This window comes from Acetobacter oeni (genome assembly GCF_011516825.1).
Taxonomy (GTDB): Bacteria; Pseudomonadota; Alphaproteobacteria; order Acetobacterales; family Acetobacteraceae; genus Acetobacter; species Acetobacter oeni.
This window is the reverse complement of sequence record NZ_WOTA01000004.1, coordinates 49681-75160: the sequence shown is the minus strand read 5'-3', so window position 1 is coordinate 75160 and position 25480 is coordinate 49681. Positions and strand designations below refer to the sequence as shown.

Below are 25480 nucleotides of genomic sequence, written 5' to 3'. Positions count from 1 at the left end.
GGACTTCCCGCGTGGTGTTACGCGGCGACAGCGCCGGCCTGTTCCAGAATCTCCATATCTTCTGCCGAGAGTGACAGGCTGGCTGCTTTTGCAAAGCTTTCGACCTGCGAAACCTTTGTTGCGCTGGCAATGGGGGCTGTGACGCCCTTACGTTCAATCAGCCAGGCGAGTGCCACCTCGGCATCTTTCGCATTGTGGCGGTCTGCGACTTTATCCAGGGCTTCGAGAATTTTTATGCCGCGCGGATTGAGATAGCTCTCAACTTTTGTGCCACGTTTACTGCCGGCGAGGTCGTCTTTGTCGCGGTATTTTCCGGACAGGAACCCGGAGGCAAGCGAATAATAAGGCACAACGCCAAGACCTTCACGCAGGCAAAGGTCGCGGAGGGCGCCGTCATAGGCCTCACGGTCGCAGAGATTGTATTCCGGCTGAAGCACCTGATAGACGGGCAGACTGTTTTTGCGCGCGATGGTGAGAGCATCTTCAAGCTGGGTGGCATTGAAGTTGGAGGCGCCGATCGCACGGATTTTTCCGGCCTTCAGGAGTTTATCGTAAGCACCGAGGGTTTCTTCCTGGGGCACGTCCGGATCGAAACGATGTGAGAAATACAGATCGATCCGTTCGATTCCGAGTCTGGAAAGGGAGTCGTCGACTTCCTGGAGGATGTATTTTTCCGACAGGCCATTTTTGCCGGGTTGCTTCATATCCATGCCGACTTTTGTGAAAATCTTTACACGGTCGCGCGTGCCTGGCCGGGCTTTCAGCCATTGCCCGATAATGGTCTCAGACTCGCCGCCTTTGTTGCCGGGAACCCAGACGGAATAGACGTCAGCCGTGTCGATGGCATTGAAACCGTTGGCGACAAAGGCGTCGAGGACCTCGAAGCCGGTCTTTTTGTCGATTGTCCAGCCGAAGACATTGCCGCCGAACACGATGGGGGCAATATCGAAACCGGTTTTACCGAGCGCACGCTTTTTCATGATGTCGGATCTCCTGTCTGCAATCGTTTTTCGCAGTAACGAATGTGGCGGGCCAGGTGTTCCCGCCAGCCGGTGCCGAAGGGTACGATTTGTAATCTTATCATGGAAAGAGGGCAGCGTGGATGAGGGAGAGTTCTGTCTGTCGGAGAAGTTCGTCGGCGACGCGAGGTTTTCTCATGCCCGGCGCAATGGATTTTCGGGAATGATTTGTGGTGAAAAGCGGTCTGGCTCCCGGCTACGTTTCGTTCCGTCGTATTATATAAGGAGCTTTATTCGCCACGAAGCGACAAAGTCGGGTTATCTGAGCGCAGCCAGGTTCCCAGACGTTCTCCCACCATCGCCGGAGCGAGCCGCGTTCGGCCCTTGAGCGCACATTCCCACACTGTGGCGACCCGCCAGCCGGCTTCGCGCAGACGCTCGCTGGCTTTGCGATCGTTTTCCACATTGCGTCCGATCTTTTCGCGCCAGAACGCCTCGCGCGTCGCCGGCCATTTGAAAAGATGGCAGTCATGATGGTGCCAGAAACAACCGTTTACAAAAATAACGGCGCTATATTTAGGGAAAACCAGATCCGGCTTTCCCGGAAGATCGCGGACATGCAGGCGAAAACGAAAACCGGCTGCGTGCAGAAGCTTTCTGATCAGAAGCTCCGGTTTCGTATGGCTGCCACGGATGGCCGCCATATTCCGGCTGCGGGTTATCTGATCGTGGACGTCCGCCAAGATCAGAGAGCCTCCGCCATTTCAATATTTCGTTCCGGGGAGGCCTTCTTTGACAAAAGCGTCTCGATGGAAGGCAGCATCATACGCGCCACATGCTCAAAAACGGGAACGGCCACCGAGTTGCCGAACTGTTTATACGCCTGGGTGTCTGAGACCGGGATGCGAAAATCATCGGGATAGCCCATCAGGCGTGCGCATTCACGCGGGGTCAGGCGACGGGGGTTCTTCCCCGGTCCCCGGCTTATCAGAATTTCCGAACCATCTTTATAATACCGGGCGGAAAGTGTTCGGGCCACGTCATCAGGGCCGACAAGGCCAAAGCCGAAACCATTGCCGGCGGCCTGATGCTTTGCCGCATAAGTTTGCAGATAAGCCCATAGTTTATCGCTCAGCGTATATTTCGGGTTTACTGTACCCGCAGCACCGGATGTGTAGGCCTCTTCCGCCGGCTCACTCCCGTCCTCGGGGTGGAGGATGTCTTTCAGGCGGCGTTGTCCCTTCTCGGGCAGCTTCAGATCGTTCCAGGAGAATGGCACAGGCTCGCGAAACCCGACGATGACAATGCGTTCCCGGTGTTGTGGCAAAAAATGTCCGGCATCAATGACGCGATAAGAAACATTATAGCCCAGTTCGTCACGTAACGTGCGGAGGATCACGTCGAATGTGCGGCCGCTGTCATGGCTTCGAAGATTTTTCACATTTTCCAGAAGAAACGCGGCTGGTTTTTTATCCTTGAGAATTCGGGCGACATCGAAAAACAGCGTGCCCTGTGTTTCGCAGGCAAAACCGTGAAGGCGTCCCAGCGAGTTCTTTTTGGAGACGCCGGCGATGGAAAACGGCTGACATGGAAAACCGGCGACCAGCACATCGTGGTCCGGAATGTCGGATGTTTCTGTCGCGGTGATGTCTCCCTGAGGCGGCCGGCCATCGTGAAAATTCGCTGTGTATGTCTTCTGAGCGAATTTGTTCCATTCCGACGTAAAGACGCAACGGCCGCCGGCTGCTTCGAATCCCCGCCGGAGGCCACCGATGCCCGCGAAAAGATCAATGAATGTAAACATCATCCGTCACTCCGGTCCGACCTGGACAGCGGCAGCGGGCGAGGCTGCTTTCTTGCGGGACGCAGCGGCCACGTAACGCAGGTCGCCGCCCGGTTATCCGACCTGTCCTCTGTGCCGCAGCAGATGATCGGCCAGCACGCAGGCCAGCATCGCCTCTCCGACCGGGACCGCGCGAATACCGACACAGGGATCGTGACGCCCTTTCGTGACGACCTGAACGTCTTCGCCGGCCAGGTTTACGGACGGCACAGGTGTCAGCATCGAACTTGTCGGTTTCACGGCAAATCGCGCCACGACGGGCTGACCTGTGGAAATGCCTCCCAGGATACCGCCGGCATGATTTGATTCGAAGGCGATCCGGGAGCCTTCCATATGCATCGGGTCCGCATTGTCGGGGCCGGTATAGGCGGCTGTGGCAAATCCGTCGCCGATTTCAACACCCTTCACGGCATTGATGCTCATCAGCGCCGCTGCGATATCGGAATCGAGTTTGGCGTAAATCGGGGCGCCAAGTCCTGGCGGGACGCCTTCCGCCACGACTTCGACCACAGCGCCCACTGAAGAGCCTGACTTACGGATTTCGCCCAGATACTGTTCCCATAGTGGCACAGCCTCGGGATCGGGGCAGAAGAACGGGTTGTTGCGGACCTCGTCCTGGTTCCAGTGGCTCCGGTTGATTCCGTGCGGGCCGACCTGGACCAGTGCGCCGCGAATGCTGACCGTGTTCCCCAGGACTTTCCGCGCCACGGCACCGGCGGCAACGCGCATCGCTGTCTCGCGCGCCGAGGAGCGTCCGCCGCCACGGTAGTCACGAATGCCGTATTTCATCTGGTAGGTGAGGTCGGCATGGCCGGGCCGGAAGGTATGGGCGATCTCGCCATAGTCTTTCGAGCGCTGATCCGTGTTCTGGATGATCAGTGAGATCGGTGTTCCGGTTGTCAGCCCTTCAAAGACGCCGGATTCAATTCTCACTTCGTCCGGTTCACGACGTTGGGTCGTGAACGTGGACTGTCCGGGACGCCGCTGATCCAGAAATGGCTGAATGTCGTCCACGCTCAGAGGAATACGTGGCGGGCAGCCGTCAATCACACAACCGATTGCGGGTCCGTGGCTTTCGCCCCAGGTGGTCACCCGAAACAGATGACCGAAACTGTTATGCGACATCCTTCACCTATTTTTCCGTCCGGTGGCTCGCCGGTTCAGTCCCCGGCAACAGAAATATCCGGAGCCAGCGGATTTTTCATTCCTACAACATGGTACCCACTATCGACGTGATGGACTTCACCCGTGACGCCTCTGGACAGGTCGGACAGCATGTAGAGCCCGGCGCCGCCGACCTCTTCAAGCGCGACATTACGTTCCAGCGGGGAATTATACTGATTCCACTTCAGAATATAACGAAAGTCACCAATACCGCTTGCGGCCAGTGTCTTGATCGGCCCGGCTGAAATTGCATTCACCCGGATGCCGTCCCGCCCGAGATCGGCCGCCATGTAGCGCACGGAGGCCTCAAGCGCGGCCTTGGCCACGCCCATGACGTTATAATGGGGCATGACGCGTTCGGCGCCGAGATAGGACAGGGTCAGCAACGAGCCGCCGTTTTTCATGAGCGCTGACGCGCGGGCGGCGACGGCCGTGAACGAATAACACGAGATATCCATGGACGTCAGGAATGCCTCTCGCGGCGTATCGACATAACGGCCGCGCAGGTATTTCTTATCCGCCCATCCGATCGCGTGAACCACGAAATCAAGCGTTCCCCACTCTTTCTCAAGAACGGCGAATGTTTCATCAATAGCGGCATCGTCCGAGACATCGCATGGCAGTACCAGCGTGGACCCGATACTTTCGGCAAGGGGACGGACCCGTTTGCCCAGAGCCTCGCCCTGGTAGGTGAATGCGACCTCACCTCCCTGGGCTGCCACGGCCTGGGCAATCGCCCACGCAATCGAGCGGTCATTCGCGACGCCCATGACGAGGCCTTTTTTGCCGCGCATCAGATGACCTTTCACCGGGTAATCACCGGAGGAAGGAGTGGCAGCGCCGTCAGACATGCAGAAACCTCAACTGGCTGGGGAGATGACAATATGGCACGGGTCGTTGCACAACCAGACGACCGGAACAACCCCGCAAACGAGCGACAGAGCAGCGTATTGCGCAGGCGACATGCGCTGGCATCACAGACAGTGGAAGAAAAACAATGACAGCAAAAGCATCGGAAACCGTGACATCGCCTCTTATCGACCTTTCATCTGATCCGTTCGATCTTTTCCATGCGTGGATGAAGGACGCCGAAGCCAGCGAACCTAATGACCCGAATGCCATGACGCTGGCGACTGTCAGCCCGGAAGGGCGGCCGGATGCCCGTATTGTTCTGCTCAAGGGAGCGGATCGTAAGGGGTTTACGTTTTTCACGAATCTCGAAAGTCGCAAGGGGCTGGAACTCGAGGCCACGCCGGTTGCCGCCCTTCTGTTCCACTGGAAGAGCCTTCGGCGGCAGATTCGCATCGAAGGGCCGGTTTTTCCGGTTACCACTCAGGAAGCCGACGATTACTTTGCCAGCCGGCGCCGCATGTCTCAGCTTGGCGCCATTGCGTCCGACCAGTCGCGTCCGTTGCCGAACCGGGCTGTTTTCGAGCAGCGCCTGGAAGAGGTGGAAACGGAATATGCGGGGAGGCCGGTTCCGCGCCCGGCGAACTGGTCTGGATTTCGCGTCCGGCCCGAGCGGTTTGAGTTCTGGCAGGACCGGCCTTACCGGCTGCATGACCGTGCGATCTGGGTGATGCGCGGCAGACACGCGTGGGATGTTACGCGCCTTTATCCGTGAATAAAGGTTTCAGTGGAATAAAGACTCTGCTCTGAAAGCCGGAGGGATAACCGTTTTTCCGGCTTCGGTCAGGGCTTTTCTGCGACAGGGATGTCCGGGCCAGAGGCACGCGGATGTAACTGATGTAACTAACTGCACGCCGGCGCGTTATTGATGTATAAAAAAGGCAGTCTGGATCCTGTTCCCCGTAAGCCAGGGTTTCGTCATCACGCCGGTCAGGAGAGAGCCATGAAAGAAGTCAGAAAAATACTGCTCCCCATCAGCAGTGTCCGGAATGTTGAGGCCGCTTTTATACTGGGCCGCAACATGGCGCGGCGTTTTAATGCTCATCTGGCAGTTCTTCATGTCAGCCCGGACGGTCGTGACATTGCGCCGCTGGCGGGCGAAGGCCTTACGGGCGGAATGGTTGAGGAACTGATGTCGGCGGCCGAGCGCGAAGGTAGTAAGCGGACGCGGGATGTTCATCATGCGTTCGAAGCCTTTGCGGAGCGGAGCGGAATTGCGGTTGTGGCGCCGCGAATCCCGTTTCCGCAGGAAGAGGCGAGCATGAGCTTCAATATTATCAAGGGTTCCGAAAGCGAAGTTGTGCCATGGCATGCGCGGCTGTCGGATTTCACGCTTGTCCCGCATCCGGACAGCGGTGACGAGATTTCATCCTCGGAGGCGTTGCATGCTGTCCTGTTCGACAGTGGTCGTCCGGCTGTCATCGCGCCACGGGAGCCGATGACCCATATGGTAAAACGTGTTGCTATTGCGTGGAATGGCACGGCCGAGGCTGCATCGGCGCTGCGCGGGGTGCTGGCCTGGGCGAGCACCGCCGAGCGGGTTCGGGTACTCCATTGTGGAGACTATCAGCGTCGGGGGCCGACTGGCCGCGAAGTGGTGGACTATCTCTCGATGCACAACATCACGGCTGACCGGGTTGAGTTTTCTCCTGTTGACCGCGATGTGGGGCGCGGACTTCTGACAGCGTGTCAGGATTTCGGCGCCGATATGCTTGCGATGGGCGCCTATTCTCACTCCCGTCTGCGCCAGCTTATTCTGGGCGGTGTCACGAGGCATGTTCTGGAAGAAGCGACGCTTCCTGTTATCATGAGCCGGTAAGGTAGTCCGATCCGTGGTTGTCCGGACCATCCGGAGTCAGGCGCCACAGATCGCTTGCTTCGATGGGGTATGTGTTGTCGCCAACATGCGGGGAAACGCGCGCTGGCTATTCGTGCAGTGAGGACAGACTGCGGGTATTATCTGAACCGGCCAGGGCCGGCTCATGGTATTCATGGCTTCAGTTTATTGCGGAGCATCGCCCGGCAGCGGAATTCTGTTTTTCCGTGCCGGGCGAACTGTTGTCCGGGTCTGTTTCTATGCCTGCAACGCTTTTTCAAGCAGACCAAGCCCCTCGTCCAGCAACGCGTCGCTGATGGTCAGTGGGGGCAGCAGCCTCACGGTTTCACCGTGGACGCCGCAGGACAGAACGATCAGACCCAGATCCGCTGCTTTCGCACATACTGCGCTGGCACCGCCTTTTTTTACCGTGCCGCCGGAGGTTTCGAGAATGTCGAAGCCGGTCATCGCGCCGAGGCCGTGTGGCTGGCCGACCGGAATCAGGTCATCGCGCCCGCTCCACGTTCTGATCCGGCTGGAAATCCGTTCGCCGATCTGATGCGCGCGGTCGACCAGCTTTTCCTCGTTAATCACATCGAGCACGGCGAGGGCCGCGACGCAGGCGAGCGGTGATCCGCCGTAAGTGCCCCCGAGGCCGCCCGGGCGCACGGCGTCCATGACGGAGGCCCGGCCGACGACACCCGAAAGCGGAAATCCGCCGCCGAGAGCTTTCGCGACGGCGATGAGATCCGGTTTTACGCCTGAATGCTCGATACCGAAGAGTCTGCCGGTACGGGCAAATCCGCTCTGGACCTCATCGGCGACCAGGAGAATACCGTGCTGATCGCAACGCTCTCTCAGTCCCTTCAGCAAAGCGAAGGGGGAAACACGGAAACCGCCCTCTCCCTGAACAGGTTCGATGATGATGGCGGCGACACGTGACGGATCGATATCTGCGGCAAACATCAGATCCAGAGCACGCAGGCTGTCCTCGACCGAAACGTCTCTTGCCGGAAACGGCACATGATAGATGTCGCCGGGCATCGGTCCGAACTGCGTTTTGTATGGATTGACCTTACCCGTCATCGCCGAGGCGAGAAGCGTGCGTCCGTGGAAGCCGCCGGTAAAGGCGATGACAGCCGGACGACCTGTTGCGGCGCGGGCGATCTTGACGGCGTTCTCGGTCGCTTCAGCGCCGGTGGTGAAGAAAATACTCTTTGCCGGGCCTTCGACAAAGGCCAGAGCGTTCAGCCGTTCGGCCAGTTCGATATAGCTTTCGTAGGGCGCCACCTGGAAAGATGTATGCGTGAAACGCTGCATCTGCGCTTCGACGGCGGCCATGATGCGTGGATGCCGGTGGCCGACATTCACCACGGCGATACCGGCCGCGAAATCGACATAGCGGCGTCCTTCGACATCCCAGAGTTCCGCGCCCTGAGCACGATCTGCGTGGATTGTCGTGGAGGACCCTACACCGACGGGGACAGCCGCCGCGCGGCGTTCGGACAGGCCTGAATTAGTGGACGCCATCACTGAACCTCTTTTATCTCAGTGCGATTAAATAAACCGGTAACGGCAGTCAGTATCCGCGCCCGGGCTTGTACAAAAGAGGCGGTGTTTCTCCGGCCTCCATCTGACGGATTGCCTTCGCCACATACTCTGTCTGAGCCGGGCGGGAAGCTTCCGACGCCACATGCGGTGTAACCGTAATTTTCGGATGCGACCAGAACGGAGATGTGTCGGGCAGTGGTTCCTGAACGAAAACATCGAGCACGGCTCCGGAGAGCTGGTTTTCGTCCAGGGCACGGAGTAAATCCACCTCGACCACCTGATCGCCCCGGCCGACGTTAATCAGTCCGGTGCCACGGGGCAGAAGGGAGAGGAACGCAAAATCGATCAGGTTTCGCGTCTCCTGCGTGCTGGGAAGAAGATTTACGAGAATGTCGGTCTGTCCCAGAAAGGCGGGCAGCCTGTCCTGTCCGGCAAACAGGGCTGTTTCCCCGGCTTCCCGCAGGGTCCGGCACCATGCCGATACCTGAAATCCTGTCCGCGCCAGGTGCCGGGCAACGGCCGAACCGAGATTGCCGTAGCCCATGATGCCGATCCGCGTCGCCGCGCTTGTGCGGAAAACCGGATTGTTTCGCCAGGTGCCGGTGGCCTGATTTCGTGCCCAGGTTCTGGCATCGCGGATGAGGCCGATGGCGGCCCACTGCACATAATCGGCCATGAGCGTGCAGGTCTCTTCGCCGCCCATACGCACCAGCGGAACATGGTGGGGGAAATCCGGATCGCGGAGCAGGTGATTTATGCCGGCGCCGGTGCAGAGGATGCCTCGCAGGTTTCCCATTTTCGCCAGTTCACCGGGGCCGGGCTGCCAGACCAGCGCGTAATCGACGCCTGCCAGATCGGTTTTCGAGCCGGCCCAAGGGCAAACTTCGATATCCGGCGCGATTTCCGCGAAGCTGGCACGCCAGCCCTCGTAAGCGTCTTTTCCATCCGCACTGATGACGAGTCTGACCATGATATGCCCCGAATCTGCGTGTTTTCAGCCAGCCAGAAGAGACTTACGACGCAGTGGCATGGTCATACAATGCACGCTGCCGCCGCCCTGAGAAAACTGGTTGAGTTCAGGATCGATGACCGTCAGGCCTTCGGTGCGGAGCACTCCGTTGATCCGTGTCGAGTGATGTGGGCTGACGACGCGCTCCCGGCCAAGAGCCAGCACGTTGCAGCCCATGTCGCGCATGACTTCCTTGTAGCTCACGGGCAGGAGGCGGATGCCCTGGGCACGGAACCAGTCGAGATCCTCGTCGGACAGGACATCGACGGCGGCGAGGGCGAGGTTTTCCGCAACCATGGCGAAGATGACGTCCAGGTGCAGGAAATGTTCCGGGAAGCGGATCATACGGGTTGTCCAGCCGGCTTCCTCGAACCAGCTCAGAAACTCCTTGGCCCCGGCCTCGTCCGTGCGGCCTCCGGTCACGCCGACGGCGACGAGGCCGGGGCGGATGATATGGATGTCGCCGCCTTCGATATGGCCTTTCGTGCAGGTCCTCCAGATTTCGTCTTCGGCGTAGAAAGAGCGGATTTCGGCTTCCTCGGCGACGCGTTCCTTCCGCATCAGCTTTGTGACGACGGTGCCGAACGGCGTGGTCTGTGAACTGTCGCGGGTATAGACCTCGTAGGGCATGCCTTCATGCGCTTTGAGGAAGTGACAACTGACATCGGCGCCCCGGAGGGCTGACACCAGTTCGCCGAACTGGGCTTTCAGGGCGGTGTGGTCGATCTTTCCGCCATTGGCCATGGTCTGGATGGCGATGTCGTTGCTTGGAATCCACGAGTAATAATCCGGAGGACAAAGCAGAACATCGGCGAGATCGCCGGTTTCACTGTCAATGAACCATCTGTTCTGTTTCATGCGACACATTCCTCAGCCTGCCGGGCGTCCCGGTCCGTTTCTGCTTCATAACGTATCGGCGCGACCAGGGCAGCACGTTTTGAATGTGCTGGAGTTCACTTTCAAATCTGCCAAAGCAAACACTGCAACATAAGGTTGACCGGACCGGCGAACATCGTTCTGATAAGTGTACAAAAGTCCGATGTTCAACAGTGCCAGGAGCCAGCTTGCCCCGCAGCCCGCAGACCAGTTCTCAGGCACCGCGCCGTGTTATCCGCAGCACCGGGTTTCAGGGCAGGATCGCGGAAGTTGATCTGCGTCTGCTTCGGGTTTTTACGACTGTTGCGGAACAGGGTGGATTTGCGGCGGCTGAAATCATGCTGGGGAAGAGCAAATCCTCCATCAGCATCGACATTTCCTCGCTTGAGAAACGTCTGAATCTGTCTCTCTGTCAGCGTGGTCGCGGTGGTTTCTGCCTGACGCCGGAGGGACAGGGTGTGCTGGATGCGACACGCACGCTGTTTCGGGATATCGACGGCTTCCGGCAACGTCTCAACCAGGTCAGCGGCCATCTTTCAGGGCGTTTCTGCCTGTATCTTACAGATAATATCCAGATTCACGGGGAAACGGTTCTGGTCCGCGCCCTGAGCTGCTTTACCTCGCGTCATCCGGATGTCTACATGGAGGTGCGTTCGGCTTCCACGCGGGATGTCGAATTCGCCGTTCTGAACGGAACAGCGACGGCGGGGCTTACGCTCTATCCGCCGGACCGGCCCGGGATGCAGACGACGGCGCTCTTTAACGAGCGCTCGCGGCTGTATTGCGGCCACAGGCACCCGCTCTTCGGCTGTGCGGAGGCGAATATCACGCCGGAAATCCTGGCGGCCGCACGGATGATTGAAGTATCGGATGCCTCCAGTTCTCCCCGATGGGATGAGATCCGCGATACGGTAAATTTCTGCGCGACCGCCGAAAACGTCGACTCACGGGCGCTGCTGATCCTTTCGGGGTCCTATCTGGGCTTTCTGCCGGAGCTGTTCGCCCGCCAAATGGTTTCTGAAAATAAGCTGCGTCATGTCGATTTCAGTGATCTGCACCTGACAAATACATTCCATCTCCTTGTGCGTCCCACCCCGGAAAACGGCCTTCTGGCAGAGACGTTTCGCGCTATTCTCGAAGAGGTCTGCTGATGAGTCCGGGGTCACGCGGCCTGTCCGTGTTGTTGTGTCTGTTGTTCACGCTGACCGGGCTGGTCCTGCATCATCCCGCCGCCCGGGCCGATGAAACGCCCGGGTTTATTCAGGACGGTCAGCTGACGCTGTGTACCAATCCGACTCTGCCACCGATGACATTCGTCAACGGCAGCGACACGACTGCCCTGGCGGGCATGGACATCGATCTTGCCCGCCTGCTGGCGGCCCGCTGGCATGCAACCTTCGTTCCTGACACCATGGATTTCGAGGGTATGTTTCCCAGTCTCGCGGCCCGGCGGTGCGGGATGGTAATCAGCGGTGTTCTGCGCCAGAGCGGACGCGAGAAGAACTACGATGCGGTTCCGTATGCGGACTCAGCGCTGGTTGTCGTCGCCCGCGCCGGCGCCCCGAAGCTTACCGCGATGACGGATCTGTCAGGCAAGACGATCGCGACTCAGTCCGGCACAAGTTATGCCGCACGGATTGAAAAAGAGAATGACACGCTCAGGGCTGAAGGGCGCACGCCGATTATCGTGCAGCAATACCCGACCGAAGATCAGGTCGTTCAGCAGGTTCTGATCGGACGGGTAAATGCCTTTATCAGTCAGGACGTTGAGCTGTATTATCGTCAGAAGCAGCTCGGTGGAAAAGTCAGCATCATTTTCAAGCCGGATTATCCGGATTACCGACAATTCGCGATTTATATTCGTAAGAACGCAGAAGACAGGGTGCAACTGCAACGAGCCATCGACGATCTGACATCGGGAGGCGAGATTGCCGGGCTTGAGAAGAAATGGGGTGTTTCAGGCGAGCACGAGCAGGTTTTCTCGGAAAAAAATGCACCGGCCCGCTTCGATTTTGCGACGTTTTTCTCTGCGCTGACGTCCGTGGCTTTCCTGAAAGGCGCTGCTCTTACGCTGACGATTGCGGTGCTCTCGCATATGATGGCGATTGTCATTTCGATCCCGATCGCCATGCGGCTCAACGGGCCTGATTCGCCGCTGAAATTTATACTCTCGGCGTATGTTGCTGTTTTTCGCGGCGCGCCAACGCTTCTTCAGCTTCTTTTCATCTGGAATGCCCTGCCGCAATTCCTGCCTTTCTTCCGCGAGCACTGGTTTACGCCCTTTCTCGCGACCTGGCTCTCGCTCTCCATCAACGAATCCGCCTATCAGGTGGAAATCAACCGCGCCGCGCTGCGGGCCGTAGACCCGGGTCAACGCCTGGCCGCCGATGCGCTTGGTATGAAATCTGCGCAGGTCTATCGACATGTCATTTTCCCGCAGGCTCTGCGTATCGCGCTGCCACCGACGATCAATGAGTTCATCAGTCTTCTGAAAACAACATCCCTGGCCTCCGTCATTTCGTTGCAGGAGCTTCTTGCCGTCACTCAGATCCAGGTTGCCCGGACATTCGAGTTCACCGAATATTACTCTGCCGCGCTGATCTATTATCTCGCGATGGTGTTTTTCTTCCTTTATCTGCAAAAACGGATTGAACGCCGTTTTGCCTGGGCCGATCGCAACAAGGCCTCCGCCAATGTCGCATAGTCTCCTGCCCGATCCCGCCTCAAGGATCTCCATTCGGAATCTCAGCAAATTCTACAAAGATTTTCTGGCACTCGACCGTATCAGCCTCGATATCGCCAGAGGTGAGAAAATTGTTGTTCTGGGGCCGTCAGGTTCAGGAAAATCGACGCTGATCCGCTGCCTCAACCGTATTGAGCCACATGACAGTGGCGTGCTGATGATCGACGGAAAAATCATCGACGGAAAGACCGATCTGACTGAACTGCGAGGAACAGTCGGAATGGTGTTTCAGAATTACAACCTGTTTCCGCATCTCAGTGCGGTGGATAACTGCACACTTGCGCCGCGTCTTGTGCGCGGCACCGCACGTGAAGCAGCGGACGCTGCCGCACGGCGTTATCTTGAGCAGGTGGGCATTGCGGAACAGGCTGACAAATATCCGATCCAGCTTTCGGGAGGACAACAGCAGCGTGTCGCCATCGCGCGCGCTCTCTGCATGAATCCGGAAATTATTCTGTTCGATGAACCGACGGCGGCGCTCGATCCTGAAGCAATTTCAGGCATTGTCAGCATCATGGACGATCTGGCAGCCCAGGAGATCACTACCGTCTGTGTCACACATGAGATGGGGTTTGCGCGACGGATAGCGGACCGGATTGTCTTCATGGACCGGGGCGCCATTCTTGAAGTGGCTCCGCCCGAAGATTTCTTCACGTCCCCGAAAACCGACCGTGCGCGAAACTTTCTCGACCGCATGATCCGGTACTGAGCGGAAGGCTGCTGATCGATATATAAAGTTTTATCAAAGTAAGCTTTGGCATCTTACGAACGAAACCGGAGCCGTTTCATTCTTGAATAGAAATGACAGCAACGAAGCGAGCTCCCAGCATGACCAGTCGTATCGGTTTTTTCCGCCCTGCTTCGCTAACCCGGAATCGTCCGGTTCTGCTGACGGCGCTCCTTCTGGCGGGCACCGGTAACGTGACGGCCCATGCCGCCACGGTGTACGGAAAAAAGATACAGAGCGCCCCGCTTACCGCGAGAACCGGAAAGGCATCTGTCAGACCGCACGCACGTCCGAAAGCGCCTCCGGCTCTGGAAGCCATTACCGTGACCAGTGCGCGAAGTCGCCGCTTCGGGAGTATGGCGAACACGGTCAACACCCTGAGCGGACGTGAATTACAGCAGCTCCATATCGTCAGCCCGAAAGAAATCGCGGCCTTCATTCCCGGCGTGACGGCTGTTAATGCAACATCGGGCAGCACGCCGATTTTTTCCATACGCGGCATCGGGCTGGACGATTACATCGGCACGAATATGGGTGGTATCGGCATTTATATGGACGGGGTTTTTGCGCCCTACCCGGTTTTCTACAACGGGCAGATGTTCGATGTGCAGACCGTGAGCGTTGAAAAAGGTCCGCAGGGTTTTGAGTATGGTCGCAGCACAACCGGCGGCACGATGAATATCGAGTCCGTCAAACCGGCCGATCATTTCGGTGGCTATCTGAACTGGGGCTACAGCAGTTACAACACCAATACGGCTCGTGGTGCCGTCAATACACCGGTCTCGGACCATATTTATAACAGGTTCGCCTTCAGTTACATCAAGGGTGACGGCTGGCAGCACGACATTCATACGGGAAAGCTTTACGGCTCTCAGGATATTCTGTCGCTGCGTAACCTCACCCAGTTCGTGATCGACGACAAATCGTCGGTCATGCTGAACCTGCATTATACGCGTGATCGCGGGACGCCGATGTCGCCGCAGGACACGAATGGCGATTCCGTAAACGGTCTTCCCGACCGCACTATCGGGGTCGGGTCAAACGCGAAATACAATGCCGTGAACGTGGGTGATAATCAGGCGCGTCGCAAGGAGAACGGCGGCGGGGTCGGGGTCAACTATACACGCGACCTCAGTTTCGGAACCTTTACGTCGGCGACTGGCATCGATTTCTATCGTCGTGACGATTACGACAATTATGACGGTGAGTCCGTGCATGTCGGCGATTATCACTGGAACGACACTTATATCGTCCAGTCCCATGACATGCATCTCCGCATGAACCTTGCGAAACGTCTGCATCTTACCGTCGGTGTTTATGAATCTTACGACAAGATCAACGGTGCTTACACGAGTTTTCGCAGTTTCATTCTCGGAGCGCCCAATGCCAATCTGACGGATCACTTCGTCCAGCAGAATCTCTCGACCGGCCTGTATATCAATACGGTAACCAACATCGTCAAAGGGCTGGATTTTATTGCCTCCGGCCGTCTGTCATATGACGAGCGTGGGTTTAACGGTGGCACCCGGGATGATTCAGGGGCTGTGACCGGTACTGCCGGCAGCTCTCTGTCGTACGTCAATCAGAACCATACTTATGAGCGTTATACGGGACGCGTGGGACTGCGTTACACAATTGCCCCCGGGACGATTGTGTATGGCACGATCTCAAACGGTTATAAGGCGGGAGCTTATTTCGCTGCTCCGGTGACGGCGCCTCAGGCACTCGATTATGTTCGTCCAGAAAATCTGATTGCTTATGAAGTCGGTGCGAAAACAAGCCTGTTTCACAATAAACTTCAGCTTGAAGGCGCTCTGTTCGACTACGAATATCATAATCGCCAGACGCTGTTTGTGGCAGAAATGCCAGCGGGCATTACGTCACTTAGTCTTGGGTCGATCCCCCGCGCCCGGACCCGTGGCGGCGAACTGTCTGGTACATTGCATAACCTGATCCAAAATCTCGATGTTCACGGATCGTTCGCCTATCTGGATGCACAGACCATATCACCTGTCTCTTCGATTGGTGGTCTGCCGATCCTTGGCACTGTCGATCGTCATTCCGCCCTGCCCTTCGCGCCCCGTTTCTCATGGAGCGCTTACGCACGCTACAACATCGATGTCAGCCGTGATTACAGCGTTGCATTGCAGGCGAGTTACACGTGGAAAGATAACATGCTGGTCGCTCTGGGAGACCCGAACGGGAAAACAGGCAAGGTCAGTTCCATGGGGCTGCGAATGGAGGTCGGCCCGAAAACCGGAAAATGGACAGCTGCCGTTTATGTCGACAACATGCTCAACGAGCACAGCGACACCTATTCTTTTACCGGGAGCGACAACAGCCGGGTGCAATACCTCCAGACACCGCGCTGGGTGGGCTGCGATCTGCGCTACAATTTCTGATCCGGGAAACAGACCTGATGCGTCTTAGTGTTTTTAAAACATTGTGGGGAGATCAGCGTCCGTGGGAGGATATTGTTCCCGACATCCGCGCTGCTGCTTTTGACGGAATCGAGGCGCGGATTCCGGAAACCGTGGCCGAAGCACAGAACAAAGTGGCGGTTCTGCGTCGTGAAAATCTACCTTTTATTGCGATCGCCATGACAGGTGGTGGCGTTATCCCCAGGCAGGCGGCGAGTGTTGCAGACCATCTGAACGATCTTGAAACTGCCCTGCAACGGGCAGCCGTGATGGAGCCGCGCTTCGTCAATGTTCTGGGAGGCAATGATCGCTGGAGCACCGTTCAGCAGGCTGATTTCATCAATCAGGCGCAGACGTTGTCCGGGCGTTTCGGGTTGCTTTGCAGTTTTGAAACGCACCGGTCGCGCATCCTTTCATCGCCCTGGATTACGCTCGACGTTATTCGCCAGTGCCCTGATGCCGTATTTACGACGGATATCAGCCACTGGGTTGTGACCTGTGAACGTCTCCCCGATGATCCGCTGGATGATTTCAGCGCCTTTATCGAGCGTGTTCATCATATCCAGGCCCGGATCGGTTATGACCAGGGACCTCAGGTACCTCATCCCGCGGCGCCGGAGTATCGGAATGCTCTGCTGTTTCATCAGCAGTTCTGGGAGAAAGTCTGGGCTTCACAACGCACTCGCGGTTACGAGGTGACAACTCTCACGCCCGAATGCGGTCCGGACGGTTATCTCCACACCCTGCCCTTCACAAACGCGCCCGTCGCCGATCTGTGGGAGCTGAATCAATGGATCGGTCATAATGAGCGGCGGCATTTCGCATCCTGGCAGCAACGCGCCGTGATTTCGACCTCAGAAGGTATCTGACATGACAACAGAAACACAGACGCCCGCCGAAACATTCACGGCGATACCGGTCGTCGATATCTCCGGACTTTATTCGTCGGATCTGGCCGCCAGGCAGGCCGTTGCTGAAAAACTCGGTGAAGCGGCCCGGGATGTCGGGTTTCTCTATATTTCAGGACATCGCGTTCCACAGAACCTGATCGACGGCGTCAGGGAAGCGGCAAAAGACTTCTTCGCCATGCCGTTCGAACAGAAGATGGACTATTACATCGGCACGTCTGCAACCCATAAGGGTTTCGTTCCGGAAGGCGAAGAAGTCTACAATAAGAGCCGTCCCGATCATAAAGAGGCGTTTGATATAGGATTTGAGGTCCCGGCCGACAATCCGCTCGTGCAGGCCGGGACGCCGCTGCTTGGCCCGAATAACTGGCCGGACATTCCGCAGTTCCGGAACCGGGCGGAGGCTTATTATCAGGCGGTGTTTTCACTGGGACGCCTGCTTTTTCAGGGCTTTGCCCTGGCGCTCGGTCTGCCGGAAAATGCGTTCGACGATATGGCGCAATTTCCGCCTTCCAAGCTGCGGATGATTCACTACCCGTTCGACGAAGATGTGCGGGATGCGCCAGGCATTGGCGCGCATACCGATTATGAATGTTTTACTATTCTGCTCGCGGATCAGCCGGGTCTTGAAGTCATGAACGGAAACGGCGACTGGATCGATGCGCCACCTCTGCCGGGTGCGTTCGTCGTCAATATCGGGGATATGCTTGAGGTCATGACGGCCGGCACCTTTGTCGCCACGGCGCATCGTGTCCGTAGTGTCAGGGAAGAGCGTTATTCATTCCCGCTGTTTTATGCCTGCGATTATAATACGCAGATCCGCCCGCTTGCCGTCTTTGACAAAGGCGGTCAGGACTATGAAACGATCCGGATTGGTGACCATATGTGGTCGCAGGCTCTGCAAACTTACCAGTACCTTGTGCAGAAAGTGGAATCGGGCGAGCTTTCTCTCCCTTCCGGTGCCCGTGGTACGGCAACCTTCGGGCATTTCAGACGAAAGGCGCCGCATTCATGAGTCCCGATTATCCCTATGACGGTCAGGATGAGCAGTCCCTGCGCGAAGATCTTGCGGCGGCCTATCGTCTCGTTGCGCTCTTTGGCATGACGGACCTCGTCTATACTCATCTTTCCGTTCGGGTGCCGGGAGAAGGCCACAGTTTTCTCGTCAATCCTTACGGTCTGCTGTTCGAGGAAATTACGGCCAGCTCCCTTGTTCTGGTCGATGCGGAAGGTCATCCGAAACAGGAGACAAGCTGGCCGGTCAATCCGGCGGGCTTTGTGATCCATTCCGCCATTCACCGGGCACGGCCGGACGCTGCCTGCGTGATGCACACTCATACCCTTGCCGGTATGGCTGTTGCGGCACAGGAAGGCGGGATTTTACCGCTCAACCAGATCAGCATGGAGTTTTACGGACGCATCGGGTTTCATGCCTATGAAGGCATTGCGGCCGATGACAATCTGAGCGAGCGGGAGCGTCTTGTTCGTGATCTTGGCAATAATTACGGATTAATTCTGCAAAACCACGGGCTGCTCGCGGCAGGCGGAACTGTTGCGGAGGCATTCTATCGCATTTGGTACATGGAACAGGCCTGTCGTATCCAGATTGCCGTGCAGTCGACCGGTGTGCCGGCTCATCTTCCTTCTGAAGAAGAAATTTTGCGAACCCGCGCTCAGTTTGAAACCGGCGGCGACCAGGGCCGTCTGTGCTGGCAGGCGCTGCGTCGTAAGCTCGATCGCGAACAGCCGGACTACATTCAGTAACATAGCGGTCTGCGCGCCGGATATGCTGGTCTGACAATGTGCTGAAGCTGTTTCGTGCGGCTCGGGGAGCGGCCGGGACATCCGTCTTGCGTCGCGGTTTTCACCGGATGTGAAGCGGGTGTGATTTACGCGTCATTTTCGGGGAAGATGCTATGACAGCTTTTTGACGGAGACGCTCATGTTCGGCACGAACTCTTTTTCCCTGCTGACCCGGCATGCGCTGTCGTGGATGATTGCTGACCGGGGCTGGAAGATTGGCGATCATACTTATGGAAAGCCGGTTGTTTTCGAGGCAGAGTATGCCGGGCTGGAGATCGGACGGTTTTGTTCGATCGGGCCGAATGTAACGATGATCCTGGGGAATCACCGGATGGATATGGTGACGACATATCCGTTCAAAACGCTCTCGCATTTCTGGCCGGAGGCTGAGGCGGGTGAAGACGATCACGCGACGAACGGCGATATTGTGGTGGGCAACGATGTGTGGTTCGGGGCGAACTGCACGATCCTGTCCGGCGCGCGGATTGGCGACGGAGCGATTATTGCGGCGGGGGCGCTGGTTCGGGGCGTGGTGGAACCTTATGCGATTGTGGGGGGTAATCCGGCACGGGTGATCCGGCATCGGTTCAGCCCGGAGGTTATTGCGCGGCTGCTGGCGGTGGCGTGGTGGGACTGGGCGGAGGATGTATTGCGCGAGCGGCTGCCGGGACTGATGAGTTCGGATATCGAGGGTTTTCTGGAGGTGGCGGAGCGGGACGACCTGTAAGGGCTCTGTCATCTTATTCGGGGCATGAGGAGTTTTTCTTGACGCGGGGCACCGGAAGGGTCAGCGGTCGCCTTCATGGATACTATCAGCCTGATCGCATTACTCCTCGCACTCTCAGCCGGCTTTAGCATTCTCAATCACCACACGCTGCGCGTTCCTGTGACAATAGGCGTTCTGGTCTTTTCGCTACTGACTTCGCTGCTGATTATGATCCTGAACCCGCTGATCCCGGCATACGATCTCCAGGCGCTCCCCCGGTCCGTTCTCGGAGCCATAAATCTGCCAGCGGCACTTCTGAATGGTGCCCTGTCGCTCCTTCTTTTCGCCGGAGCCATGCAGGTGAATGTCGCACATCTGCAAGCCAGACTGGCATCCGTCACAGCCCTCTCCATTCTGGGGACCGTTCTTGCCGTTATCTTCCTGGCGGTCGCGGCCTGGGCTGTTTTTCCTCTGCTGGGGCATCCCACTCCCTTTATATGGTGCATCGTGCTCGGCGCCATTCTTGCGCCAACGGACCCGGTTTCCGTCGTGGGCATGCTGAAACGTCTGGGACTTCCGGGGCCGCTTCAGGCTGTTTTTGCTGGTGAGAGCCTGTTCAATGATGGGGTGGGCGTTGTCATTTTTGGCGTGACGATCGGGCTCGCGACAGGAGACAGCCACGGGATAGCAGCGTCCGATATTGCCATGAGTTTCTGTCGCGAGGCGCTCGGTGGCGGAGTGCTGGGAGCGGTGACGGGATGGATCGCGCTTCGCGTGCTTAAAACGCAACGGGATTCACACATCGATCTGCTGACCTCGCTCGCTCTGGCGACCGGAACCTTCAGCATTGCCGGTCAGCTTGGCATGTCAGGCGCGATTGCTGTTGTCGTCGCCGGTCTTTGCTTCGGGACAAACTATAGCCATTCCATTTTCGACACAGCCTCCCGCAGGGAACTCGACATTGCCTGGAGCCTCATTGATGAGGTTTTGAATGTGCTGCTGTTTATGCTCATCGGATTTGAAATTCTGGAGATTACGCCGCATCTGTTTACTGTCATCGCCACACTGGCTGTCATCCCGCTGTCCATCGGGGTCCGGGCACTGAGCGTGCTGCTGTCCACATTGCCGGTTCATCTCCGGCGATGGGAGCGCGGTCGTGTACTCGGTATTCTGACATGGGGCGGACTGCGAGGAGGCATTTCGGTCTCGCTGGCGCTTGGGTTACCGCCGGGCGACCTGAGGGATCTTCTTCTGCCTGTCTGTTATGGTGTGGTTGTGTTCACCATTATCGTGCAGGGGCTGACCATGGAGCGGGTCGCCCGCAGGCTCTATCCGTCATCCGCATCGCCGCCGACATAAACTTTTCGGTGCAGGAATATGCTGATCATTACGTTCAGTACGCGGTGGCGCAGTAAAAAAGCATCATGACGTCTTCAGCCCAGCCAATCCCTTTTCCTGGTTTTTATATTGGGATGTCGGGAAGACCGGGCGATCGGGGCAGTATGACAGCTGACAATGACTTGTGCGGAGCAGCAGAATGGATTGCAGAGTGTGCCGGCTCTGCAATCGTGTTTCAAAACTCTGTTGTCATGGTCTTAAGGAATTAGGCGGCGCCCCACGGGTGGAATACGATCTGTCTGATGGACAAAGCAGAGGCGTGCAAGACTTCGCTTCCTGCTCTATCCGCGCAGAACGGTCTGGAGAGTGGTACCGAGGTCGGCGGGAGTTGGGGCGATGTGGATTCCGGCGCTGCGGAGGACTTCGATTTTGGCTGCGGCTGTGTCTTCGCCACCGGAAATGACGGCGCCGGCATGACCCATTCTGCGCCCCGGGGGAGCGGTGATCCCGGCAACGAGGGCGACGACGGGTTTTTTGATGTGGCTGTCCTGGAGGAGGCGGGCGGCGTCATTTTCCGAGGTGCCGCCGATTTCTCCGATCATAATGATGGATTCTGTTTCCGGATCAGCGAGAAACATTTCCAGCACATCGACAAAATCAAGGCCTTTGATGGGGTCGCCACCAATGCCGACACTGGTGCTCTGACCCATGCCGACCGCTGTGGTCTGGGCTACGGCCTCGTAGGTAAGGGTTCCGGAGCGGGAGACGATGCCGACATGGCCGCGTCGATGGATCGGGCCTGGCATGATTCCGATCTTGCAGGCGTCCGGGGTGATCACGCCGGGGCAGTTGGGGCCGATGAGAAGGCTGGATGAGCGGTTCAGTTCCATGCGGACACGGAGCATATCCTGCACGGGGATGCCTTCGGTGATGCAGACGATAAGCCGGATGTCATTGGCGATGGCTTCGAGAATGGCGTCGGCGGCGCCGGGGGGCGGGACGAAGATGACTGTGGCATCGGCCTTCAGTTCTTGCTGTGCCTGCTCGACAGTGTCGAAAACCGGCAGGCCGAGATGGCTCTCACCGCCCCGGCCAGGCGTGACGCCGCCGACGATTTTCGTGCCGTAAGCTAGGGATTCCTGCGAGTGGAACGTGCCTTGTGCGCCGGTGAAGCCCTGGACGATAACTTTTGTGTTGTGATCGACAAGAATGGACATCAGGCAGTCCTCCGGGCGCGTACGGCGGCAACGATTTTACGGGCGGCGTCTCCGAGATCCGTCGCGACGATGACATTGAGGCCGGAATTTGTGATCAGGGCCATGCCCTCCTCTACGCGGGTTCCGGCGAGGCGGACGACGAGGGGCACGTGCAGGCCGACTTCACGACAGGCCGAGATGACGGCGTCGGCGATGACATCGCAGCGCATGATGCCACCGAAAATGTTGACCAGCACGCCTTCGATCCGTGAATCGCCCAGGAGAATGCGGAAGGCGGCGCTGACTTTTTCTTTTGAGGCGCCGCCGCCGACATCGAGGAAGTTGGCGGGGGATTCTCCTTCTTCGTGGATGATGTCCATGGTGGCCATGGCGAGACCGGCGCCGTTGACCATGCAGCCGATGGTGCCGTCGAGGCCGACATAGGACAGGCCGAAGCGGGCGGCTTCCTGCTCGCGGGGGTCTTCTTCGTTGGGATCACGGAGTTCAAGGATGGCTTTATGACGGAACAGGCCATTGTCGTCGAAGGCCATTTTCGCATCGAGGATCAGCAGGGAACCGTCTTTCAGCACGACCAGCGGGTTGGTTTCGATCAGGGCGGCATCGAGCGTGGTGAAAGCTGTGTAAGCGGAGCGGACGATTTCCGCGAACTGGTGGATCTGCGAGCCGTGCAGCCCGAGTCTGGTTGCGAGTTCCCGGGACTGGTGATCGGCGAGGCCGAGCGCCGGGTCGATGGCGACCTTGCGGATCTTGTCGGGCATTTTTTCGGCAACGTCTTCGATGCTCATGCCGCCTGCTTCGGAGGCGACGATGACGATGCAGCGTTCCGCCCGGTCTATAAGCATGGAGAAGTAGAGTTCGCGTTCGATCGGGCATCCTTCTTCGATGTAGAGTTTGCGGACCACGCGTCCCTGGGGACCGGTCTGACGGGTGATGAGGGTGCGGTCCAGCATTTCGTAAGCGGCTGTTCTGGCCTCGTCCGGTGTCTTGACGAGCCGGACGCCGCTACAGGCGGGCTCACCGGAATAGTGCCCGGCGCCTCGGCCACCTGCGTGGATCTGGGCCTTGACGACGAAGAGGTGCCCGCCGAGGGACTTTGCTGCGTCACGGGCTTCATCCGGGGAGTGGACGACGACGCCACGGGGGATGGGTATACCAAAGGACTTCAGAAGTTCCTTGGCCTGATATTCATGAATATTCATTCTTCTGTCCTGAATCCGGCTGGAACAGGGCCTGAACGCTGACCACCCATAGTCGCGCATCCTGACCGCTCCGAAATCCCGGCTTCGCCTTTAGTTATTGTTTTTACAGCCGAAGATGAGACGGAACGAACGTTAGGCGCGATGCAGCCTGATGCCAAAACAAAATACCGTGCCTGTCTGCTGGTTATGAGCGGCGGGAGGGTCGACTTCCCGTAGCGGGGCGGCCTATCTGGAAGGTGTTTCGTGTCAGGAGGGGAACCGGACTCCGGTGTTTCCCCGCAGCAGAGGCCGGCCGATGTGCCGGAGGATCAGATGTCAGCCGCTCTTGAACGTCGTTTTGAAGCCGCCCGTGCCGTTGTGGATGATGCCGCCCGCATGGCTCTTTCGATGCGCCCTCCTTCGGGGGGGCCAATTGCTGTTCAGAAATCGGCGCAGGACTGGCTGACAGAGACGGATGGTGCTGTTGAGGCGTTTATTTCGCGGCGGATGCAGGCGCTGTTTCCGGAGGATGGTTTTCAGGGCGAGGAAGGCGGCCGGGCGCGTGATGGCAGTTTGCGCTGGGTGGTGGATCCGATTGACGGGACTTCGAACTATGCGCGGGGCCGGAATCGCTGGTGTGTGTCGCTCGGGCTTCTTGAGGGCGACAGGCCGGTAGCGGGGGTGATTGTGGCCCCTGCCCTGCGCGAGACTTACACGGCGCTTGCGGGGCATGGCGCTTATCTCAACGGGGAAAAGATTACCGCTTCGACGGTGACTGACCCGCGCAGTGCGATGATTGAGATGGGGTGGAGCAGCCGGGTTCCGAAGCCGGTTTTTATGGAGAAAATCGGGGCTGTTCTGGATCTCGGAGCGATGCCGCGTTCGGGCGGGTCGGGCGCTCTGGCTCTGACGGATGTCGCGTGTGGCCGGCTGGATGGTTACATTGAGATTGTCATCAATCTCTGGGATGTGGCGGCGGCGCTGGTGATTTTGTCTGAGGCCGGGGCGCGGGTATCGCCATTTCTGCGGGATGGCGGAATTGAAGGGCCGGGGACGATCCTCGCGACGGCGCCGGGGATTGCTGATGCACTTTCCGCTTCCGTCGGTATCCCTCTGGGGTAAGCGGCCGGCGGGTTTTCCGGAATGTTGGTGAATGCCTGTCATAGACGGGTTGCGCGGGCATTTTTATTTATGATTCCCGCGTGTTTTATGTGCGGTCTGAAGTTATTCCTGCAGGTTTTTTCAAAAAGATATGTGGAAGGAAGAACTTCATCTCCGGGCAGAAAAAACCCGGACGCGAGATATATATTGTCAGCTCTTTATGGATCTCTGATGCTTATGCAGCCGGGATATTTTCCGGAAAATTGCGTTCTTCAGCATCATTTATTCCGCCTTTGATAACAGGGAATAGCTGATATTCGGTGCGTGGCGGGTATTTCCGCGCATTATGTAATAAGATAAAATAGACATGAAACTGAATGTTACACTTAGTCGTCAGGATACTGAATTTATGAAACGTCTTTCTGCACTGGTTCTTGCTGCTGGTCTGGCTGCGGCACCTGTTCTGGCCCATGCCGGCCCTGTTCATGGCGCTCATGTGGCCTGGGAAAAGTATAAGGCCGGCCGGGCGCTGAAGCATCTGTCGGCTGATGGTCAGCGTGCGCTTGTCGATATTCTTATGGCGCGCGATATGCTTTCGGCTGGTAAAACCGATCAGGCCATTCCGGCGCTTTACGACGCACAGAAGCGCCTTCAGGCGGCCGCGAAGGCTGACACGAAGCTGATGACCGCTGAGAATGCGCTGACGCCGGCTCCGCAGCATCCGGCTGTTCCGGGTCATGTGCCTTCAGCGACGCCTGATGTCTGGGTTCCGGTTGGTGGCGAGTGGATTGCCAGCGAGAATCTTGCTCCTGAGAAGAAGGCCGCTGTCGGAACAGCGAATGGTCAGTTGAAGACCGGCACCACCCAGCAGGCTGCCGATACGATGCAGGTTGTCAGTGAAGACGTCGATTTCATCGTGGCTCTGGCTCCGCTGACGCCGACCGAAGGTGCTGTGAACCGCGCGACGGTTTTCACGGAAGGTCGGGATGCGAAATCGGCTGTTGATGCGCTGAATGAGGCGCTCGGTGGAATTGTGTTTGTTTCTGATGACTTCATCGATTCCCAAGCTCAGGGAAAAGGTGCTCAGGGTGCGCCAGCGGCTGGACAGGCCCCTGCCGCAAAGAACTGATCGCGGGCTGTCTCAGGATGCGACGGGTCTCTCGTCGCATCCGAGCGGTATGCCAGTCTGAGCCATGGTTTTTTACAAGGCCA

Annotated in this window: 23 protein-coding genes; 13 read left to right on the top strand and 10 right to left on the bottom strand. The window is 57.8% G+C overall.

Annotation, left to right across the window (positions count from 1 at the left end):
- Positions 1-17: 17 nt before the first annotated feature.
- The 5 genes from GOB90_RS03900 to fabI all read right to left on the bottom strand — a co-directional run bounded on the left by GOB90_RS03900 (position 18) and on the right by fabI (position 4817).
- Complete coding sequence (locus GOB90_RS03900) at positions 18-980, bottom strand: aldo/keto reductase (protein ID WP_146885945.1); 963 nt, start codon at positions 978-980, stop codon at positions 18-20.
- A 269-nt stretch (positions 981-1249) separates the two neighbouring features.
- The gene (locus tag GOB90_RS03895) at positions 1250-1702 is read right to left on the bottom strand and encodes a very short patch repair endonuclease (protein ID WP_146885942.1); all 453 of its coding nucleotides are present in this window, start codon (positions 1700-1702) and stop codon (positions 1250-1252) included.
- A gap of 2 nt (positions 1703-1704) precedes the next feature.
- Positions 1705-2766 (bottom strand): DNA (cytosine-5-)-methyltransferase, encoded by a 1062-nt coding sequence (gene dcm, locus GOB90_RS03890; protein ID WP_146885940.1) that lies wholly within the window; start codon positions 2764-2766, stop codon positions 1705-1707.
- A gap of 90 nt (positions 2767-2856) precedes the next feature.
- Positions 2857-3927: a chorismate synthase gene (gene aroC / locus GOB90_RS03885; RefSeq protein ID WP_146885937.1), complete on the bottom strand. Its 1071-nt coding sequence runs from the start codon at positions 3925-3927 to the stop codon at positions 2857-2859.
- A 35-nt stretch (positions 3928-3962) separates the two neighbouring features.
- Entirely contained in the window at positions 3963-4817 is an 855-nt protein-coding gene (gene fabI / locus GOB90_RS03880; RefSeq protein ID WP_146885935.1) for an enoyl-ACP reductase FabI, read from the bottom strand.
- Positions 4818-4963: 146 nt separating this feature from the next.
- Between fabI and pdxH the strand changes: the two genes are divergently transcribed.
- Positions 4964-5590: a pyridoxamine 5'-phosphate oxidase gene (gene pdxH, locus GOB90_RS03875; RefSeq protein WP_146885933.1), complete on the top strand. Its 627-nt coding sequence runs from the start codon at positions 4964-4966 to the stop codon at positions 5588-5590.
- A gap of 228 nt (positions 5591-5818) precedes the next feature.
- Positions 5819-6694, top strand: a complete 876-nt coding sequence (locus GOB90_RS03870; RefSeq protein WP_146885931.1) for a universal stress protein — start codon at positions 5819-5821, stop codon at positions 6692-6694.
- A gap of 255 nt (positions 6695-6949) precedes the next feature.
- Here GOB90_RS03870 and gabT read toward each other — a convergent pair whose 3' ends face one another.
- The 3 genes from gabT to GOB90_RS03855 are packed head-to-tail and all read right to left on the bottom strand — an operon-like array spanning position 6950 to position 10109.
- Positions 6950-8221, bottom strand: a complete 1272-nt coding sequence (gene gabT, locus GOB90_RS03865) for a 4-aminobutyrate--2-oxoglutarate transaminase (RefSeq protein WP_146885929.1) — start codon at positions 8219-8221, stop codon at positions 6950-6952.
- 49 nt (positions 8222-8270) lie between these two features.
- The gene (locus GOB90_RS03860) at positions 8271-9212 is read right to left on the bottom strand and encodes a 2-hydroxyacid dehydrogenase (RefSeq protein WP_146885927.1); all 942 of its coding nucleotides are present in this window, start codon (positions 9210-9212) and stop codon (positions 8271-8273) included.
- Between the two features lie 24 nt (positions 9213-9236).
- A complete protein-coding gene (locus GOB90_RS03855; protein ID WP_146885925.1) occupies positions 9237-10109 on the bottom strand; it encodes a dimethylarginine dimethylaminohydrolase family protein in 873 nt (290 codons plus the stop codon).
- 206 nt (positions 10110-10315) lie between these two features.
- On the opposite strand from GOB90_RS03855, the gene GOB90_RS03850 reads away from it, so the two are divergent.
- From GOB90_RS03850 to GOB90_RS03810, 9 genes are all read left to right on the top strand, one after another.
- Positions 10316-11278 (top strand): LysR family transcriptional regulator, encoded by a 963-nt coding sequence (locus GOB90_RS03850; protein ID WP_242011773.1) that lies wholly within the window; start codon positions 10316-10318, stop codon positions 11276-11278.
- Entirely contained in the window at positions 11278-12831 is a 1554-nt protein-coding gene (locus GOB90_RS03845; protein ID WP_146885920.1) for an ABC transporter substrate-binding protein/permease, read from the top strand. Before GOB90_RS03850 ends, GOB90_RS03845 begins: the two co-directional genes overlap by 1 nt.
- Positions 12821-13579 (top strand): amino acid ABC transporter ATP-binding protein, encoded by a 759-nt coding sequence (locus tag GOB90_RS03840; RefSeq protein WP_146885918.1) that lies wholly within the window; start codon positions 12821-12823, stop codon positions 13577-13579. Before GOB90_RS03845 ends, GOB90_RS03840 begins: the two co-directional genes overlap by 11 nt.
- A 119-nt stretch (positions 13580-13698) precedes the next feature.
- The gene (locus GOB90_RS03835; protein ID WP_146885916.1) at positions 13699-15999 is read left to right on the top strand and encodes a TonB-dependent receptor; all 2301 of its coding nucleotides are present in this window, start codon (positions 13699-13701) and stop codon (positions 15997-15999) included.
- A 17-nt stretch (positions 16000-16016) separates the two neighbouring features.
- Positions 16017-16886, top strand: a complete 870-nt coding sequence (locus tag GOB90_RS03830; RefSeq protein ID WP_146885914.1) for a sugar phosphate isomerase/epimerase family protein — start codon at positions 16017-16019, stop codon at positions 16884-16886.
- A 1-nt stretch (position 16887) separates the two neighbouring features.
- Positions 16888-17940, top strand: a complete 1053-nt coding sequence (locus GOB90_RS03825; RefSeq protein WP_146885912.1) for an isopenicillin N synthase family dioxygenase — start codon at positions 16888-16890, stop codon at positions 17938-17940.
- Entirely contained in the window at positions 17937-18689 is a 753-nt protein-coding gene (locus GOB90_RS03820) for a class II aldolase/adducin family protein (RefSeq protein ID WP_146885910.1), read from the top strand. Before GOB90_RS03825 ends, GOB90_RS03820 begins: the two co-directional genes overlap by 4 nt.
- Positions 18690-18867: 178 nt before the next feature.
- A complete protein-coding gene (locus tag GOB90_RS03815) occupies positions 18868-19455 on the top strand; it encodes a CatB-related O-acetyltransferase (RefSeq protein WP_146885908.1) in 588 nt (195 codons plus the stop codon).
- Positions 19456-19530: 75 nt separating this feature from the next.
- Positions 19531-20793 carry a cation:proton antiporter gene (locus GOB90_RS03810; RefSeq protein WP_146885906.1) on the top strand — a complete coding sequence of 421 codons (1263 nt, stop codon included), beginning with the start codon at positions 19531-19533 and terminating at the stop codon, positions 20791-20793.
- Between the two features lie 320 nt (positions 20794-21113).
- Here GOB90_RS03810 and sucD read toward each other — a convergent pair whose 3' ends face one another.
- On the bottom strand, positions 21114-21989 hold the full coding sequence (gene sucD, locus GOB90_RS03805) for a succinate--CoA ligase subunit alpha (RefSeq protein WP_146885904.1): 876 nt from the start codon (positions 21987-21989) through the stop codon (positions 21114-21116).
- Entirely contained in the window at positions 21989-23188 is a 1200-nt protein-coding gene (gene sucC / locus GOB90_RS03800; protein ID WP_146885902.1) for an ADP-forming succinate--CoA ligase subunit beta, read from the bottom strand. Before sucC ends, sucD begins: the two co-directional genes overlap by 1 nt.
- 312 nt (positions 23189-23500) lie before the next feature.
- Between sucC and GOB90_RS03795 the strand changes: the two genes are divergently transcribed.
- Together GOB90_RS03795 and GOB90_RS03790 are read left to right on the top strand one after the other, a co-directional pair.
- The gene (locus GOB90_RS03795) at positions 23501-24289 is read left to right on the top strand and encodes an inositol monophosphatase family protein (RefSeq protein ID WP_146885900.1); all 789 of its coding nucleotides are present in this window, start codon (positions 23501-23503) and stop codon (positions 24287-24289) included.
- Between the two features lie 388 nt (positions 24290-24677).
- Positions 24678-25397: a YfdX family protein gene (locus tag GOB90_RS03790; protein ID WP_146885898.1), complete on the top strand. Its 720-nt coding sequence runs from the start codon at positions 24678-24680 to the stop codon at positions 25395-25397.
- The last annotated feature ends 83 nt before the right edge of the window (positions 25398-25480 follow it).

Coding starts and splice junctions, on each gene's coding strand:
- GOB90_RS03815 (WP_146885908.1), top strand. CDS start 18,868: ATGTTCGGCACGAACTCTTTTTCCCTGCTGACCCGGCATGCGCTGTCG.
- aroC (WP_146885937.1), bottom strand. CDS start 3,927: ATGTCGCATAACAGTTTCGGTCATCTGTTTCGGGTGACCACCTGGGGC.
- GOB90_RS03840 (WP_146885918.1), top strand. CDS start 12,821: ATGTCGCATAGTCTCCTGCCCGATCCCGCCTCAAGGATCTCCATTCGG.
- GOB90_RS03795 (WP_146885900.1), top strand. CDS start 23,501: ATGTCAGCCGCTCTTGAACGTCGTTTTGAAGCCGCCCGTGCCGTTGTG.
- GOB90_RS03870 (WP_146885931.1), top strand. CDS start 5,819: ATGAAAGAAGTCAGAAAAATACTGCTCCCCATCAGCAGTGTCCGGAAT.
- GOB90_RS03860 (WP_146885927.1), bottom strand. CDS start 9,212: ATGGTCAGACTCGTCATCAGTGCGGATGGAAAAGACGCTTACGAGGGC.
- GOB90_RS03845 (WP_146885920.1), top strand. CDS start 11,278: ATGAGTCCGGGGTCACGCGGCCTGTCCGTGTTGTTGTGTCTGTTGTTC.
- GOB90_RS03855 (WP_146885925.1), bottom strand. CDS start 10,109: ATGAAACAGAACAGATGGTTCATTGACAGTGAAACCGGCGATCTCGCC.
- GOB90_RS03820 (WP_146885910.1), top strand. CDS start 17,937: ATGAGTCCCGATTATCCCTATGACGGTCAGGATGAGCAGTCCCTGCGC.
- sucD (WP_146885904.1), bottom strand. CDS start 21,989: ATGTCCATTCTTGTCGATCACAACACAAAAGTTATCGTCCAGGGCTTC.
- pdxH (WP_146885933.1), top strand. CDS start 4,964: ATGACAGCAAAAGCATCGGAAACCGTGACATCGCCTCTTATCGACCTT.
- GOB90_RS03825 (WP_146885912.1), top strand. CDS start 16,888: ATGACAACAGAAACACAGACGCCCGCCGAAACATTCACGGCGATACCG.
- GOB90_RS03790 (WP_146885898.1), top strand. CDS start 24,678: ATGAAACGTCTTTCTGCACTGGTTCTTGCTGCTGGTCTGGCTGCGGCA.
- GOB90_RS03810 (WP_146885906.1), top strand. CDS start 19,531: ATGGATACTATCAGCCTGATCGCATTACTCCTCGCACTCTCAGCCGGC.
- gabT (WP_146885929.1), bottom strand. CDS start 8,221: ATGGCGTCCACTAATTCAGGCCTGTCCGAACGCCGCGCGGCGGCTGTC.
- sucC (WP_146885902.1), bottom strand. CDS start 23,188: ATGAATATTCATGAATATCAGGCCAAGGAACTTCTGAAGTCCTTTGGT.
- dcm (WP_146885940.1), bottom strand. CDS start 2,766: ATGATGTTTACATTCATTGATCTTTTCGCGGGCATCGGTGGCCTCCGG.
- GOB90_RS03835 (WP_146885916.1), top strand. CDS start 13,699: ATGACCAGTCGTATCGGTTTTTTCCGCCCTGCTTCGCTAACCCGGAAT.
- GOB90_RS03900 (WP_146885945.1), bottom strand. CDS start 980: ATGAAAAAGCGTGCGCTCGGTAAAACCGGTTTCGATATTGCCCCCATC.
- GOB90_RS03830 (WP_146885914.1), top strand. CDS start 16,017: ATGCGTCTTAGTGTTTTTAAAACATTGTGGGGAGATCAGCGTCCGTGG.
- fabI (WP_146885935.1), bottom strand. CDS start 4,817: ATGTCTGACGGCGCTGCCACTCCTTCCTCCGGTGATTACCCGGTGAAA.